Origin of the sequence: Hyphomicrobium sp., from assembly GCF_019753045.1 — a bacterium.
GTDB lineage: Bacteria > Pseudomonadota > Alphaproteobacteria > Rhizobiales > Hyphomicrobiaceae > Hyphomicrobium_B.
Map to the genome: position 1 here is coordinate 1 of NZ_JAIELN010000034.1, position 16,234 is coordinate 16,234.

At 57.4% G+C, this 16,234-nt stretch carries 13 protein-coding genes; 10 read left to right on the forward strand and 3 right to left on the reverse strand.

Going from position 1 to position 16,234, the window contains the following annotated elements; all coding sequences use genetic code 11:
* On the forward strand, positions 1-384 hold a 384-nt coding region (locus K2Q04_RS21955), incomplete at its 5' end, for a peptide-methionine (S)-S-oxide reductase (protein WP_291167778.1).
* Between the two features lie 242 nt (positions 385-626).
* Here K2Q04_RS21955 and K2Q04_RS21960 read toward each other — a convergent pair.
* The 3 genes from K2Q04_RS21960 to K2Q04_RS21970 form a co-directional block, all read right to left on the reverse strand.
* Positions 627-1,919, reverse strand: a complete 1,293-nt coding sequence (locus K2Q04_RS21960) for a hypothetical protein (protein WP_366935780.1) — start codon at positions 1,917-1,919, stop codon at positions 627-629.
* 103 nt (positions 1,920-2,022) lie between these two features.
* Positions 2,023-3,762, reverse strand: coding sequence for an ATP-dependent endonuclease (locus tag K2Q04_RS21965; RefSeq protein WP_291167784.1), 1,740 nt, complete (start codon positions 3,760-3,762; stop codon positions 2,023-2,025).
* 540 nt (positions 3,763-4,302) lie between these two features.
* Complete coding sequence (locus tag K2Q04_RS21970; protein WP_291167787.1) at positions 4,303-5,124, reverse strand: metallophosphoesterase; 822 nt, start codon at positions 5,122-5,124, stop codon at positions 4,303-4,305.
* 196 nt (positions 5,125-5,320) lie between these two features.
* On the opposite strand from K2Q04_RS21970, the gene K2Q04_RS21975 reads away from it, so the two are divergent.
* From K2Q04_RS21975 to K2Q04_RS22015, 9 genes are all read left to right on the forward strand, one after another.
* Positions 5,321-5,821 carry a hypothetical protein gene (locus tag K2Q04_RS21975; protein WP_291167790.1) on the forward strand — a complete coding sequence of 167 codons (501 nt, stop codon included), beginning with the start codon at positions 5,321-5,323 and terminating at the stop codon, positions 5,819-5,821.
* A gap of 235 nt (positions 5,822-6,056) precedes the next feature.
* Positions 6,057-6,683, forward strand: a complete 627-nt coding sequence (locus K2Q04_RS21980) for a DUF6088 family protein (protein WP_291167793.1) — start codon at positions 6,057-6,059, stop codon at positions 6,681-6,683.
* On the forward strand, positions 6,683-7,708 hold the full coding sequence (locus tag K2Q04_RS21985; protein ID WP_291167796.1) for a nucleotidyl transferase AbiEii/AbiGii toxin family protein: 1,026 nt from the start codon (positions 6,683-6,685) through the stop codon (positions 7,706-7,708). Before K2Q04_RS21980 ends, K2Q04_RS21985 begins: the two co-directional genes overlap by 1 nt.
* 5 nt (positions 7,709-7,713) lie before the next feature.
* Positions 7,714-8,166 (forward strand): hypothetical protein, encoded by a 453-nt coding sequence (locus K2Q04_RS21990; protein ID WP_291167799.1) that lies wholly within the window; start codon positions 7,714-7,716, stop codon positions 8,164-8,166.
* A gap of 232 nt (positions 8,167-8,398) precedes the next feature.
* Positions 8,399-8,791: a DUF6876 family protein gene (locus tag K2Q04_RS21995; protein ID WP_291167803.1), complete on the forward strand. Its 393-nt coding sequence runs from the start codon at positions 8,399-8,401 to the stop codon at positions 8,789-8,791.
* A gap of 137 nt (positions 8,792-8,928) precedes the next feature.
* A complete protein-coding gene (locus K2Q04_RS22000; RefSeq protein ID WP_291167806.1) occupies positions 8,929-9,267 on the forward strand; it encodes a HigA family addiction module antitoxin in 339 nt (112 codons plus the stop codon).
* 7 nt (positions 9,268-9,274) lie between these two features.
* Entirely contained in the window at positions 9,275-12,325 is a 3,051-nt protein-coding gene (locus K2Q04_RS22005; protein WP_366935781.1) for a BPTD_3080 family restriction endonuclease, read from the forward strand.
* Positions 12,322-13,236: a hypothetical protein gene (locus K2Q04_RS22010; RefSeq protein WP_291167812.1), complete on the forward strand. Its 915-nt coding sequence runs from the start codon at positions 12,322-12,324 to the stop codon at positions 13,234-13,236. Before K2Q04_RS22005 ends, K2Q04_RS22010 begins: the two co-directional genes overlap by 4 nt.
* Complete coding sequence (locus K2Q04_RS22015) at positions 13,237-16,185, forward strand: site-specific DNA-methyltransferase (protein WP_291167815.1); 2,949 nt, start codon at positions 13,237-13,239, stop codon at positions 16,183-16,185.
* Positions 16,186-16,234: the final 49 nt, after the last annotated feature.

A 16,234-nucleotide genomic window follows, 5' to 3' on the forward strand; every position in this document is an offset into this window, starting at 1 on the left:
GATCCATCGGTTATCCCGTTGGCCACGTTGTGCGATGTGCATCTCAGAACGCATTCCGCCACCCGGGCCTGCTCACCTGGCAGCAAGTACCGCAGCGCGATCTACATCTTCGAAGATAGCCAGCTGCATGAGGCCGAACTGGCGATAGTTCGATTCGCCGAGGAGGTCGGCAAGGCGGTGTATACTCTGGTTCTTCCGTTTAGACGTTTCAAAGCGTCCGAGGAGCGGTATCAGAACTACTATCGAACCGATCCGAGCAGGCCCTTCTGCCGCCGGAGCATCGACCCGAAGCTGGATCATATTCGACGGCACTTTCCGGAGCTGGCGCTCCCTGCAGCTGAGCCTCCCGCTAAGCAAGCCATCGATAATGCTGATGGCTCGTAGTGCCAGGGCGGCTCTGCGTGATGCCACCAGATAGTTTACGAGTTCTCAGCGCTGCTTTGACTGAATTCCGCCAAGAAGCGCTGGAGCCGTGGCGATATTGTCAAATGGGCCGGTGCGGCGCATGGACCGCAGCTTAACGCATCCATCGCTTGCCGGCCGGGGTCTCGTGGACAACCCCAGCGAGCAATTTACAGGGCCGCGTTCAATTAGAGGACTCCCTAGTTTGCCGGCTACTGCAGTTCTCATAACCTTGGAAGCATCGGCGTTGTGGAAAAAACCGTAACGGACCGTGATCCTCGCGACAGCGCTACGTAAAGGTTAGGAGCCGTCATCCTGTCGGCATTAAGGATAAGGGCGTGGTCCGATTCTAGTCCTTTGAGCAGCAGCGTTGAACCGACTGCCCGTGCGGGCAGCCTGCGGCCAGCAAAGCGGTTCTGGTCCCGGACGCTAGCAGCTGCCAATATCAACCCTTCCTCAGGTTTGCGTGCGGCTGCTTCAAGAGCCCCCATCATCGGAGCGAACAATCCACGTCTAAAGATCCGCCTGTTCCTATCCTCCACGAGGACTTTCAGGAAATGCACGGCCTCGCCATATCCTCCACCCCCAATCACCGATTGCGCAGCTGTCTCCTCACGAGAGGGCGGTTGACGGTTCCGGCCTCGACCAAGGACCTCCAGGCGTCTGCGTAGTCTGTCACCTTCGAGATTGACCATGACCTCGCGCGCAAATTCCATGGCTACGTCAAACAGATCCTGACCCTGCTGTCCGTCCATTCGACGAGCCCAGTCAATCATTCCCCGCAACTCGACGGGCTCAACGACTCCGACTCCGTCGGCATGTCGCGCGTACTCATGGCGGCTGGCAACATTGCGCGCATCGCCAATGATCAGAACAGTTTCGTTCCTATTGCGATCAATCTCGAATTGGGCGGCGATCTGCGCTCGCACATCGATGCCATCATTACCTGTCAGCTGGCGCCAACGCACCCGTTCACCACCGGTGCTTACATCGATCCGGCCGCCGCGCAGCAAAGTTGCTCGAGATTGCAGCAGCCAAGCGCCTAGATCGTTCGCGCCGACATTGTTCCATCGGTGAGGGACTGCCAACTGCCCGACTTCCGCATACGCTTGCGCCACAACATTCCACCCAGGCAGGCGATCCTGCGGATCGAAATCGAACACGGCCTGCAGGTTGTCGCCGAACACGCAAGTCGGTAGCAGGCGCGACAGCGAAAGCGCCAGGCCGTGCTGCCCGGTGGAGCAGTCCTGATACTCGTCGACCAAAAGACGGCTATAGGTCGCGAGCAGTATCTCGTCGATCGCCCGAGAAGCGATGAGGTTGGATGCCGCCCGGCGCAATGCCGGATAGTTTGGGGCGTCGCCATCGAGGACGAAGCCGCTTCGCAACGGGTAGGTTCCGACCAGCCGCATGGCCCACCCGTCAAGCGTTGCCAAACGATAGCGTGAGGCCGGCACCTGCCTTCGCGACAGGCGACCGCCAAGCGCGATGCGTCCCGCATTGGTGTGCGTCAACACGAGCGCAGGCTTTCCTTCATTAGCGAGGACGGATTCTATGATCGACTGCGTCTTGCCGCATCCAGCTGGTGCAATTACGAGGCCGCGCCGTGCAGCGAGTATGTCAGCGTGCTGCACCATCGTCGGCCTCCGGAGGCAGGTCTGATTCAGCTTCAGCCCACGCAAAGACATTGTTGATCACAGCCGCCAGAGAACCGCACGCGTTCAGGTTTGGTCCAACGACTTCCCGCCCGATCCGCTCGGCCGGATCGACGTCTTTGTAAAGACTGGCCCCCTTTTTCTGTGCAGCCTTTCCAAGAAACGGCCGCATCTCCGCCGTGAACGCTTCCCGGCATTCCTTGATGCCTATCGCGTTGTCGGACGCCCATTTGATATTGGCGTCGACCGCATCTTCTGACCGCCAATCGCAAGCAATCTCGATGAGCTTGGCAATGGAGCCTTCCGGTACGCAGGCAAAGATCTCATCCTCCGTGGCATTGCCCGCCGACCACTCGAATATATCGATCCCCTGTTCGGTCGCCGCTTTCCGGTCAGCTTCGGCAGGCTGCTTGTCGCAATCGCGCAGAATGGCAGTTCGGTATCCTAGGCGGCGGAATGCAAGGGCGCGCGCGAATGCGTTGTCGCCGCCACCGTCGGCCCACAGTACACCGTGCGCGTTGATGCCAGTCATATCCTGCGACTGTCGGTGGAGATCAATGCCGCGAACAAGGCCGATCTCCGTCTTTCCCTCGCACACGAGCACACTCCGCGCCAGGAAGGCGTCCGGACATGCTCTCACCGTGGATTGAGCGCCGCTACCCGGACAGGACAGCGTGTGGCGGGCATTACCGGCTTGCGCCTTGCGGACAACCCAAAGTTGATCTGAGGCGAGTTCTCTCAGCACCACGGGCGAATGCGTGGTCATGAAGACCTGGGGCCCGGGATCGCCTTCCTTGGAGCCAAGGCAATGGAGCAACCTCGTGATCCGGTACGGCTCAAGTCCGTGCTCAACCTCGTCGATGAGAGCAACCTGGCTCTCGCCTCCTGCGTGCCTTTGCATTCCCGCAACCAGCAACCGGCCGGAGCCGAGGCCAAGATTCCTCAATGGGATTCCATTGGCATCATGGACGCCGATTGTGCCACCTGTGAAAGAAAGCCCCTGCACATCGAGTAACGCCTGTACCTCGCCTACATCGACGCCGATTTCCTCGCCGACTTCGGTCACGATGCGCAAAGTATTATTGACCTCGTCGTTGGCCTTGCCCTTGAAGGAGTCTCGAGCCAGACGCCCGGCAGTTGTCAGAGCTGCCGAGGCTTTTGCCCGATCGGTCGAAAGCCGGTTTAGCACGGAGCGTTGGCCCCACGCGAAATGCTGTGCCATGTATGCGCCAAGGCGAGTGGGCGCGTTGGCCGCTCGATGTCCCCAGGACATATCCCGCGTAGCACCCTGTGCAGCCGCCCGCTCAGATACCAGTGTCCATGTAGGTTCGAGATCTTCCGCGACCTGCAGCCTGACAGTCAGGACGGTTTCGAGATCAGGTCCCGGCTCGTCTTCCAACTCCTCGCGGTCGCCGGCCCATCCTTGGTGGTACAGACCGTAGAGGTCATAGTCCTTGAGCTCGTCTCCCAAAGCTCCAATCGTGATCTTGATGTCGATGAGCTGCGTCGGGTCCATTCCGTGAAGATCGGCATCAGTGAACGTTGTCTGACGACGCGCCCCCAAGGTCAGATCTATGGCATCCAGGATGGTTGATTTGCCGGAATCGCCGGGGCCGATAAGGCAGTTCATGCCCTCGGATGGGACCCAGTCCAACTTCTTGATGCACCTGAAATTCGCGATCTCGATCTTGCGGATGGTGGTCATGGAAAAGTTCTTCGATGACATTGATTCTTATCTGACTGTACTGGATCGGTCGCATTTCACATACGACGATACCGTGCTCAAAGGCTTTGGCCGCAACCGGCCAGTCGGCCGGTCGGGCTCTCGTGAACGGAACCCCGAGAGGGCGGGTTTCCGCCATTCGGCTTCGATCCCTTGCAGAATGCTGCACAGCAGCGTGAGCATCGCTGTCCTTTGGCTATATTGCGCGCGCAAGACAGCACCGACATCTCATTGTTCAGCTCAACCATCATCAGGGCATTTGCCGAGATGCAAGAATAAGACTTACCAGCAGCAAGCTTGACCAAAGCCCGGGCCATCCTCACCGCAAAGCCTGGATTGGCGACGACCTTGCCTGCTTCTTCGTAGATCTCGAATCTCCGACACAATTTGTGCTCGTCTTCAGCAAGCACAGGCGCTTCACGCCTACTCTCAGAGGCGCCGACATGCGTGACGCCGAAATCGGCGCTCTCTACGGACTTAAAGTCTCCGTATCCGTCGGGCAAATGCCGACGTGGATCGCGCTCATCGAACACTTATGTCGAAGTAGCAGTTCGGGCTAAAGCCACGTGCCGACAAATCCTTCCCGTCAAAACCCCGGCAATTTGCTAGCACTGTCGTACTTCCGATGCGGTAATTCTTGCGAATATGCGTATGGCCGTGAACCCAGAATGGCGTGTTGGTCATGCCGGCGATGATGTCATCCAGTTCGCTCGCAAACGCGCCGTCGAGACCGTTGCCCATGTGCAGCGGGTTCAAGCCCTTCAGGCTCGGCGCGTGGTGACTGACGACGATGGTCGGCCGTTCTAGTTTTGCCGCAAGGCGGCGTAACGCATGGACTGCCCGGTCGTGTGCAGCAAGCGTGTCCGCGGGCAGCAGCTTGGTCAAAGCGGTTTCGCCGTCATCGGTCGCTCGACGCGTTTTCGCGAAGAAGTATTCCCCGATGCCCCTTCGTATGCGTTCAGATGCGGCTTTGTCGCGGGCCGCGAGGTCGGTCCAGAGCGTGGTCCCGAAGAACCGCACGCCGTCGATCTCGATGGGTTCGTCATCGAGAACGCTCACGCCGGGCAGATGCTTGCGGAGCAGGAGAATGGTGTCTTCGAACACACCGCCGTAATGCTCGTGGTTGCCCGCCACGAGGATCACATGCGCGAATGCCTTGGTGGCGTCTTCCACAAAACACAGGACGCGCTCCCGCTGCTTGACGCTGTAAGGATCGGTCCGTGCGGGATCGAGCGCGCTTGCGTGGCAGAGGTCACCCGCGATGATCAGCACGTCGCCGCCCGGTAGCTGATGCCGGAACGCTTGGGCTTCCAAATGCAGGTCGCTCATGTAGTGGCAGCGCATGGTCGCTCCGAATCACCGGGTCTTTCGACCTTGGGCGATCCGCGCGGCTTTGTCGGTTAAGCCGCGTTAACAGCTGGTCGGGCGACCGATGCGGCCACGCTTTTCCATAGCGTTTATTGCTGCACTGCATCGTGACACGCGCAACCAGCTTGCCATCATCTTCTTCGGTATAACCCCGACAAGAAGAAGGATGTTCATGTCTACAAATGCTCTTAAGTACACGACCCACGAAGGCATCACCAAACTCGTACCGCTCGACACTATTCGTATCATTCGTCCTTTGACCGAAGAAGATAAGGCGCGCACTAGGGACTCGTTGAAGGAGAAGAGAGGCATCGACATCGACGCGGCCCGCGTCAATGTCCGCATCGAGTTCGGTGACAAGTCATCCAAACTGGCACAGGAATCACTCGATGCACTGCGTGAGCAGGGGATCGCCCTGGTCAATCTTGGCTCCGACCGCTACGTGCCCGCCACCAACATCACGGGCGCAGAAGCCTTCACTAAGGACGACGCTGAACGGTTGAAGGGCGAGGAGTACACGCTCACGCAGACCTTCCGCTCCAAGGTCGATACGCGGGCAGGGACGGTGCTGTCCTCCGCCACGCCGGTCCAGATCATGGACCGCCGCGCCAAGGCGATGGAAGCTGTGCCGGCCAACAGCAACAACAAGAAGCCGACGGCCAAGCCTGCGTAAGAGCAGGATCTACTTAAGCAAGTAGCCAAATACCCACTTGGGTGTTTGGTCCAATCTCGGGCTCAAGAGCCAGGCTTGGAGCCAAGCTTTAATCGCCTGTTTTCAAGGCTTAATACCTTCAGTTTTTCAATAATCTGCGCTGAACCAGGGCCGCAATGCCCCCTCCCGCAGCACTTGATTTTGTCAGAAAAAAGCTATATACTTCTGACACATCTTGCGTACGGAGAACTGCTAAATGCTTTCAATTAAAGATAAAATTCTAAAGCTGGTCCGGGCGCACGGGAGGGGGTCTCGTGTCTATACGCCAAAGGACTTCCTGAGTATGGGGAGCCGGGCGGCCGTAGACCAGGGGCTAACCCGCCTCGTAAAGGACGGCGTGCTTCGTCGCGTTGGGCGTGGCCTCTACGATTGGCCGCGTCATAGCGATGTGCTGGATGGACCGGCTCCGACAAACCTGAACGCGGTCGTCGACGCGCTAAAGCGCAGATTCGACATCGATGTTGTGCCGAGCAACCTCGCTGCGGCCAATGCGATGGGGCTTACCCATGCTGTGCCAACGCGTGTGGAGTATCTCACCACCCGCAAAGTTCGGGACGTGAAGGTGGGATCTCGCAAGGTTCGGCTCGTTCCGGCAGGGACTGCGCTGGCTCCGTGGCTGAACACGCCGGCGGCGCCAGTGGTCCAGGCTCTGTTCTGGCTGCATGACCATCATCATCAGATCGATGATGACGCCATCGTCAGCATCAGAAAAAAAGCGTCACCTGACGCTCGCCGCGTGCTGGATCGGGATATGCACAGCCTTCCGGGCTGGGCGATTCCTCATGCGCGCCATATCGTCGAGAATCGTGCCACTGGGGTTTGATGAACGACGACTACGGCAAGTTTGAAGAACTCAAGAGGGCAGACCGCCTCGATACGTTCGAGGCGGCTGCCGAGCGTCTTGGAACAAACGCGCAGTCGATCGAAAAAGACTACTGGGTCTGCCAGACCATTGACGCCATGTTCAAAGGGCTGGGGGCCCGTCCCAAGCTCTACTTCAAAGGCGGTACGTCGCTCTCAAAAGGCTACGGCCTCATCAAGCGGTTCTCTGAAGACATCGACATCGTCATCTCCCGCGCCGGGCTTGGCATCAAATCCGAGGATGATCCGTTGCGTGAAGGCCTATCGCGCAACAAAATAAAGGAAGCTGCCGCAAAGGCGAAGGAGAAGTGCAGCTCGCATGTGCTTGACCGCATGCAAAAGAAGCTCTCCGAGCTCATGCCAACCTGCGAGTTCGAAGAGGACGACAGCGACAACGATAAATGCTCGCTGAAAGTGAAGTATCCGTCGTTGATGGACGCCGACGGATATCTCAAACCTTGGGTCAAAATCGAATGCGGCGCGCGCGGCGCGATCGAACCCGAAGTTCAAAAACGCATAGAGCCCTATATACAGACAGAGCTCGGCAAGAAGTTCGATCTCACCGTCGAGAAGGTCACGCTCATATCAGCTGGCCGTACGTTCTGGGAGAAGGCCCTAATCCTTCATGGTATCTACTGTGGGTTCAGAGACAAAGGCAGACGACCTGGCGAGAAAAACCTCATCTCGCGTCACTACTACGATGTCGCCATGATGTGCGATAGCGCGGAAGGCCGGAAGGCGGTCAAGAACCTTGCGCTTTTGACAAAGTGTCGCAATCACAAGCTCGCTCTGTTCCGAAACTCGTGGGAAAAGCTTGAAGAAGCCGAACCCGGGAAATTCCATCTCGTACCGCAGAAGGAAATTCTCAAGGACTTGACCGACGACTACGCGGCTATGACCGGCATGATGTTCGGCGATGCACCGGAATTCGATTGGATCATCGAGCAGCTCGAAAAGCTGGAGAAGACGATCAACAAAGCGAAATAACCAACGTGACCGACGACCGAATAATGCTCCTCCTGCGCGAAGCAAAACATCTCGCGTTGGAATACAGACAACTTACTGGCAAGCCACTTAGGATAACGGGCGAGGTCGCAGAATACGAGGCATCGCGATTGCTTGAGATTGAGCTAACGCCTGCCCGTCATGCTGGATACGACGCTGTGCGCAGCAGCGATGGTCGACGCTACCAGATCAAGGGACGATGTGTCTTACCCGGTAGCAAGCCAGGACAACGCCTGGGTGCGATAGACATCACCAAAGAGTTTGACGCGGTCCTTCTGGTCTTGCTCGACGAAAATTTCAACGCAGCCACGATATTCGAAGCGGAACGAGGCTCTGTAATAGATGCGCCTGAGCGGCCCGGTTCCCGTGCGCGCAACGAACGCAAGGCGATGAGCGTCAGCCAGTTCAGGCGCATCGGTCGACGTGTCTGGCCTCTTTAATGCCGCACGGCCGCATTCGCACTTAATCGCCTACTATGCCTTGAGCCCGTAGGGCGATCTCTCATCATGCCGACACTGCGCCGGTGCGCGCGTGCTTCAAGGGCTGCGCCCTCGGCTTTCGGCTACGCCGGCCGCCTCGCGCCATGCGCTCGGTTCCGCGCCCGCTAATCCCCGTCGCCTTCCATCGGCATCGAGACCGCCATCCCGGTGGGCTCAGCAAAAGGAGAGCGATATGCGTGAGTCATACAATGACCAATCCAACCCGAAGGCCAACAAACTGACCGCTTCCGATCTAGCTCAGTTCACAGGCACTGAGCATCTCTATCAACACTCACTCGCCCGCCGGATTTGCTACACGGATGGCGCGCAGTACCTGGCCTTAGCTGGCGAAGCGTATTGGCTCATCGACAAGATTGCCTGCGCCCAGCTTGAGCGTCGCTACGTACAACATGAGTTCCAGGTCTGGACGCTCACCGTGAATGATGACCGTTCGGCACATCTCGTTTGCACCGACGGTAACCTGGCAACCATCTCAGCCGAGCGCATCGAATTCACAGACTTCCCGCTTCCGGAAATCAGCTTGTATCTGACGAACAACACGATCTTGCTACCGACTGAGTACTAGGCCGTCTGGTGCGCCTTGCTCCCGCTGGCGAGGCGCATCCTTATCCACATTCCATATTGTCGAAGCTGTCGCGACGATTGACGTCACACGTCATAAGTCTGCATGGTCTCGCTGCGGCTTAAAGGGAGGCCTGCTGCATGCCACGTATAGCTGTCCATCCCGGCAAAATGCTTGCCGAAGAACTTGCTGCGCTAGGCGTTTCGCCAAGCGAATTGGCTCGCCAGATTGAGGTGCCGCCCAATCGCATCAGTCAGATTATCAACGGCAAGCGGGCCATCACAGGCGATACTGCACTGCGTCTGGCGCACTGGTTCAAGACGACACCGGAGCTGTGGCTGGACCTTCAGACCGCTTTCGACCTCCACATCGCCGAGGATGCGGCAGGTAGAGCTATTGGTAGCCTTCCAACTCGGGTTGGGAAGGCTCGAAGCATTGAGCACGCTTTTCATCCAAGAAAAATTCATCGCACAGGCTGACGACAGTATGAACCCGACATTTTTTGAGCAACCGATTCTCAATTCGCCGTATGACGCTCCTACGAGACATCATGCGCTCGATCCGGATGGACAGCCGCTCGATCAGCCGCCGGTAGATGGCAGACGGCGTTCCGAGCTCATCACACCTGTTCCTAAGCCTCGCAAGAAAAAGGCAGGCAAAGATCAAGAAAGCTTCGTGCTTTCCGACAAGGAAGGCTTGTCCACGATTGAACAGGAGTACAATCCGACTCCTATTATCAATGAAATCCGCCAGCACGTTGCGACCTGGCGGGAGATCCCAAACCCTGCGGACTGGGGGGTCACGCCTGCTACGGCGCAACTCTTGAAGCATTGGCGACATCATAATTTTCAGGGCGTGCAGCCATTCTTTTGCCAGGTAGAAGCTGCTGAGACCGCGATCTGGCTCACGGAAGTTGCGCGGCGTGAGAAACGCTACAAGCACCTTTGGGCGCATATCGAGGGTGCAAACAAGGATGCCAATCCTGAGTTGATGCGCCTTGCGCTCAAAATGGCGACAGGCAGCGGCAAGACGACTGTCATGGCAATGCTGATCGGGTGGCAAACAGTTAACGCCGTTCGGTCGCCGACAAGCAGCCTCTTTACGCGCGGGTTCCTGTTGATCGCCCCCGGCATCACCATTCGCGATCGCTTGCGCGTGCTGCTACCGCAAGATCCCGACAGCTATTACCGCACCCGCGAGCTGTTACCGGCGGACATGCTGCCGGATATCGACAAGGCCAAGATCCTCATCACAAACTACCACGCCTTCAAGCGGCGGGAGACGATGGAGGTCTCGAAGGTCGGACGCGCCTTGCTTCAGGGGAGGGGAGAGCCGGTCGTCACGATCGAGACCGAGGGGCAGATGCTGCAGCGCGCGTGCGGTGAGCTTCTGGCTATGAAGAACGTCGTCGTTATCAACGACGAAGCTCACCACTGCTATCGCGAAAAAGCCGGCTCCGACGACGAAGGCGCATACAAGGGCGAAGAAAAGGACGAGGCCAAGAAGAACAACGAGGCTGCGCGTCTATGGATCTCTGGTATCGAAGCCCTCAACCGCAAAGTCGGCGTGCGAGCGGTCTACGATCTCTCCGCGACCCCGTTCTTCCTGCGAGGCTCTGGCTATGCGGAAGGCACGCTCTTCCCATGGTCGGTCAGCGACTTCTCGCTGATGGATGCAATCGAATGTGGGATCGTCAAGCTGCCACGCGTGCCCGTTGCCGACAACTTGACGTCGAGCGACATGCCCGTTTATCGCGATCTTTGGGATCATCTCAAAGAGCAGGGTTACAAAATGCCCCAGAAGGGCGCGAGCAAAACTGGCGACCTCGACCCCTTTCAAGTGCCTCCGCCGCTTCAGACCGCTCTGTATGCCCTCTATGGTCACTATGAGAAGACATACGAGGCCTGGCAAAAGGCAGGCATTGGTGTCCCGCCCGTTTTTATCGTCGTTTGCAACAACACGTCGACGTCCAAGCTAATTTACGAATGGATGTCCGGCTTCGAGCGTCCGAGCGATGACGGCGAGAAGGTCAGAGAGCACTCCGGCCATCTCTCGCTGTTCCAGAACTACGATCAGTACGGCGAACGGCTAGCGCGCCCGAACACCTTGCTGATCGACTCCGAGCAGATCGAATCCGGCGACGCTCTTGACGCTGCATTCCGTGATATAGCCGGGCCGGAGATCGATCAGTTCCGGCGTGAGCTTATACAGCGCGGTGGAGCAGGAGCCGTATCAGCCGACAGCATCACGGATTCCGATCTCTTGCGCGAAGTGATGAACACGGTCGGCAAGACAGGCCGACTTGGGGAACAGGTACGATGCGTCGTGTCTGTCTCGATGCTCACTGAGGGCTGGGATGCCAATACCGTCACTCATATCCTTGGCATTCGCGCCTTCGGAACTCAGTTGCTTTGCGAGCAGGTCGTCGGCCGCGCGCTCCGCCGCCAGTCCTATGATCTCAATGATGAGGGCCTGTTCGACGTTGAGTATGCCGATATCCTCGGTATCCCGTTTGACTTCGCCTCAAAGCCTGTCGTTGCGCCGCCCAAGCCACCCAAGCCCGTCACACGCGTTCACGCGGTGAGAGAGCGCGAAGCCCTCTCGGTTTCGTTCCCTCGCGTCGTTGGATACCGAAAGGATCTTCCGGATGAGCGCATTACCGCTGAGTTCCGTGAGGACTCACGACTGCTGCTGACGCCCGAGCTGACTGGTCCATGCAAGACGCTGCTTGAAGGGATCGTCGGCGCAGGCGTCGAGATCGGCCCTGATGTTCTCGCGGACGTTCGCCAGAGCACAGTGTCGTTTACGATCGCCAAGCATCTGCTCTACACGCGTTTCAAGGAGCCGAATGAGCCAGCTCCGATGCACCTGTTCGGCCAGGTTAAAGGCATCGTGAGGCGGTGGCTCGACGAAGGATATCTTCAATGCACCGGCGGCACTGTGCCGGCGATGGTCGCCTATACCGAAATCGCAGACAAGGCGGCCGAACTCATCTACCTGGCCTGTCAACGCCGCGATGGTTCACAGACGCGGATGAAGGCCATGCTTGACGCCTACAATCCTTGCGGCAGCACATCCCAAGTTAGCTTCAACACCACCAAAGCCGATCTGTGGAAGACGTCCGCGGATAAAAGTCACGTCAATTTCGTCGTCTGCGATAGCGACTGGGAAGCGGAATTGTCCCGCGTAGTTGAGAGTCATCCGAGGGTAAAGGCCTACGTCAAGAATCAAGGATTGCAATTCGAGGTGCCATACCGCGATGGCGCAATACCGAAGAAGTACCTGCCAGACTTTATCGTTCAGGTTGATGACGGGCGTGGTCCTGACGACCTGCTCAACATCGTCGTCGAGACAAAGGGCTACCGCGGCCTCGATGCACAAATCAAAGCAGAAACCATGAAGAACCTATGGGTGCCTGGCGTCAACAATCTTGAATCGTTTGGAAGGTGGGCGTTCGCCGAATTCCGTGACGTCTATGAAATCGAGAAGGCCTTCGCGAAACTGGTCGACGATGCCGTCAGTAAGGTTGCTGCATGAAGCGGTTCGCGACTCTGGACGACGTGCCGCTGAGCGAAGCCTGGGCTCATGAAGCCCACGAATTCACACCGTGGCTTGCAGCGAATCTTGGTCGGCTTTCCGAAGTGATCGGCATTCCGCTTGAACTGATCGATACCGAAGTCGCCGTCGAATGCTTTTCAGCCGACATCCTCGCGCGCAATCCGCAGGCTGACAGTGTCGTTCTGATAGAGAACCAGTTTAAGCCGAGTGATCACGGGCATCTCGGCCAGATCATGACCTATCTAGCAGGGCTCGGAGCGTCGACGATAGTCTGGGTCGCACCCAGTTTTCGTGAGCCACATCTCTCAGCCATCCGCTGGCTCAACGAGCACACAGAAGAGCCGTTCGCGTTCTTTGCGGTTGAACTCCGTGTTGTGCGCATTGAGAATTCGCCGATGGTCCCGCTGTTCGACGTGGTAGAGCGACCCAATCACTGGGATAGGAAGGTTCAGGAGAGCGCGCGCCAGGCGAGAGAACCGACAGAGATCGGAAATTTCCGCCGAGAGTTTTGGGCGCACATGCTAACCCGTCATCCCGGTGAGGGCGATCCCTCAAAACCTTACGCAGCTAGCTCTCGTTGGCGAGAGCTGCCCGATCAGAAGCTCGCGATCGTTCAGTACATCGCGAAAGGTGGGCCCGGCATATTCGTCCGCTGCCCGCGCGGTGGAGACGACGAGGCCACTGCCGAACTCCTCGATCCATTTAATAGTCGACTAGAAGATCTTCTGGGCGCGCCCATGAACGCGCCTAATCCTCGATATCTTTTTATCAAGAACCTGCGGCTCGATGCGACCAACAAGCAGAACTGGGATCGCATGGCGGACTGGCTCCATAACGAGGCCGATCGCTACGAAGCTGCAATGAAGAATGTGCTAGGGGGCACGGCGTAAATGGCAAAAAAAGCAATGGCGAAGACGCCAAAAGAAAAGAAGGTCGAAGCCCTGACGCACGAGCAGGCGCGGCGTAAGAACATTCCGACCGCCGAGCACCAAAGCCTCGTTCAGCGGCAGGAGGAAAACGCCCCAGTGGGGCCGATCCGATATGCGCGTGTCTATCCGCTAAACGCTGGCACCGAACGATCGCGCGACAAGGATATCGATCCGCAGATCATCTGGAATGGTGCGCGTATACGCTTGACGGGGGATCAGGTGCGGCAGCTGCAAGAGAAGGGCGAGATCGAGATCGGCGACGCCCAGCTCGTCTGGCGCGGCAAGGATCAGCAGGACTGGTCCGATCTAGTGGTCAATGCGCCGCCGCTCTACATTCAGGAAAAGGTACACCCAAAGGCCATCATCGACGACCTCGTAAAGCAATCTAAGAAGGCGAAAGCTGACAACGACGACACGCCCAATTTGTTTGCGGACTTCAACGGTCTCGACGATCCGGGCGCGCGGACTGAGTTTTACCAGCACAGTCAGCACTGGTCGAACCGCATGATTTTGGGTGACAGCCTGCAGGTTATGGCGAGCCTTGCAGAGCGCGAACATCTGCGCGGGCAAGTGCAGTGCATTTATTTCGACCCTCCATACGGTATCAAGTTTAACTCCAACTGGCAGGTCTCAACCCTTAGCCGGGACGTTAAAGACGGTAAGCAGACCGACATCTCCCGCGAACCGGAGCAGGTGAAGGCCTTCCGCGATACATGGAAAGACGGCATCCACTCCTATCTAACCTATCTGCGCGATCGACTGACTGTAGCGCGTGACCTGCTTCACGAGAGCGGCAGCATCTTCGTGCAGATTGGCGATGAAAATGTTCATCGAGTGCGTGGACTGCTTGATGAGGTCTTTGGACCAGACAACTGCGTCTCTCAGATCGCCGTTGAAAAAACGTCAGGCTCGACCGAAGCATATTTATCGAACGTTACGGATAGCCTGCTCTGGTACTCAAAGTCATTTGACGCACTCAAATACCGCCCGTTCTTGCTGAGGAAAGAGGTCGGAGGCGTGGGCGGCGATGCATATGGATTTACTCAACTAAGGGATGGTCGCCGAGTACGTTCGTCTCAGCTCGAAGAGCCCGAGATCGGCACCGGGCGCATATACCGACTGAGCGACATGACAAGCCAGAGTATGGGGCGTGCGAAGGGCGAAGGGGCCGCATCTTGGTTTCCGGTGAATATTCGGGGTCGCACCATCCTGCCGAGCGAACGAGTTCGATGGAAGACCAATGAAGTAGGCATGACGAGACTTGCGCGTGCAGACCGTTTGGAGCCGGGCAAGAATACGTTGAATTACGTCCGGTTTATCGATGATTTTCCTGCAATGCCAATCACGAACTTATGGGACGATGTTGGAAGCAGCGTTGGGGGCGATAAGATATACGTTGTGCAGACGGGGCCGAAGATTGTCGAACGGTGCATACTTATGACCACTGATCCCGGCGATCTAATACTGGACCCGACATGCGGTTCGGGCACAACAGCTACCGTCGCTGAGCAATGGGGACGGCGTTGGATTACCGTCGATACTTCTCGTGTGGCCCTTGCTCTTGCGCGTACTAGGCTCATGAGCGCGCGTTATCCATTTTATTACCTCGCTGATACTAAAGAGGGGCGCAGCAAAGAGCAGGAGGTCACGGGCAAATTGCAGGCTGATGCTGTGACCCATGCCGACGTTCGCTTAGGTTTTGTCTATGACCGAGCAACCCACATTACCTTGGGTTCGATTGCTCGGAATGCGGAGATTGACATCATTTGGGAGGAGGCGGAGAAAACGCTCGCACCGCTTCGCGACGAATTAAACAAGGCCCTTGGCACGGCATGGCAGGAGTGGGAAATCCCGCGAAACGCTGAACCGACTTGGCCCGAGGTTGGCAGAAAACTCCACGCGGCGTGGTGGGAGGCTCGCATCGAGAGGCAGATGTTGATCGACGCCTCAATTGCCAAGGCGGCAGATGTCGAAATCCTCTATGATCGCCCATACGAAGACAAGTCGCGTTTACGAGTGGCTGGACCGTTCACGGTTGAAAGCCTTTCGCCTCATCGTGTTGTGCCAGCTGATGAAGACATGCTTGCGGATGAGCCGAAAGCAAAGACCGGCAAGCGTCGTCGCTCGAAGATCATGGCAACACCGACTGATTTCGCCGACATGGTGCTTGAGCATCTTCGCACGGCTGGAGTTCATCAGGCTGAGAAGCGCGATACGATCAAATTCAATTCCCTCATCGGTTGGCCGGGGGAATACATCTGCGCTGAAGCCCATTTCCAGGAAGGCGAGACGCAACGCCGGGCCGCTATCTTCCTGGGGCCAGAGTTCGGAACGCTCTCTCGCGTTGATCTCGTCGCTGCTGCGCGCGAGGCAACAGACGCTCGCTTCGACGTTCTCATCGCATGCTCGTTCAACTTCGATGCTCATGCGTCAGAGCTAACGCGTCTTGGTCCGTTGCCCATTCTCAAGGCCAAGATGAATCCTGACCTGCATATGGCCGATGAGCTCAAGAATACCGGCAAGGGCAACTTGTTCGTTGTGTTCGGCGAGCCTGACATCGACATCATGGAGCAGGGCGACGATACCATCGTGGTGAAAGTCAACGGCATCGATGTCTTTGACCCGAATACAGGGCAGATCCGCTCCAACGATGTGAAGGGTATCGCCGCTTGGTTCATCGACACTGACTACAATGAGGAGAGCTTCTTTGTTCGTCACGCCTACTTCCTAGGCGCGAACGACCCATACAAATCCTTGAAGACGTCTCTGCGTGCGGAGATCAATTCCGAGGCTTGGGAGACATTGTACCGGGACACTTCACGCCCGTTTCTACGGCCAACCACGGGACGCATCGCCGTTAAAGTCATCAATCACTTTGGCGACGAAGTCATGAAGGTCTATCAGGTGTAGAGGGACGTGATCTATGCCAGGGCACAATCACTATTCGTGGTGCACGTGC

Bases quoted from the DNA above. Each gene is read 5' to 3' on its own strand.
- K2Q04_RS21985 (WP_291167796.1), top strand. From the start codon at position 6,683: ATGAACGACGACTACGGCAAGTTTGAAGAACTCAAGAGGGCAGACCGC.
- K2Q04_RS21980 (WP_291167793.1), top strand. From the start codon at position 6,057: ATGCTTTCAATTAAAGATAAAATTCTAAAGCTGGTCCGGGCGCACGGG.
- K2Q04_RS21975 (WP_291167790.1), top strand. From the start codon at position 5,321: ATGTCTACAAATGCTCTTAAGTACACGACCCACGAAGGCATCACCAAA.
- K2Q04_RS22010 (WP_291167812.1), top strand. From the start codon at position 12,322: ATGAAGCGGTTCGCGACTCTGGACGACGTGCCGCTGAGCGAAGCCTGG.
- K2Q04_RS21970 (WP_291167787.1), bottom strand. From the start codon at position 5,124: ATGCGCTGCCACTACATGAGCGACCTGCATTTGGAAGCCCAAGCGTTC.
- K2Q04_RS22015 (WP_291167815.1), top strand. From the start codon at position 13,237: ATGGCAAAAAAAGCAATGGCGAAGACGCCAAAAGAAAAGAAGGTCGAA.
- K2Q04_RS21995 (WP_291167803.1), top strand. From the start codon at position 8,399: ATGCGTGAGTCATACAATGACCAATCCAACCCGAAGGCCAACAAACTG.
- K2Q04_RS22005 (WP_366935781.1), top strand. From the start codon at position 9,275: ATGAACCCGACATTTTTTGAGCAACCGATTCTCAATTCGCCGTATGAC.
- K2Q04_RS21965 (WP_291167784.1), bottom strand. From the start codon at position 3,762: ATGACCACCATCCGCAAGATCGAGATCGCGAATTTCAGGTGCATCAAG.
- K2Q04_RS22000 (WP_291167806.1), top strand. From the start codon at position 8,929: ATGCCACGTATAGCTGTCCATCCCGGCAAAATGCTTGCCGAAGAACTT.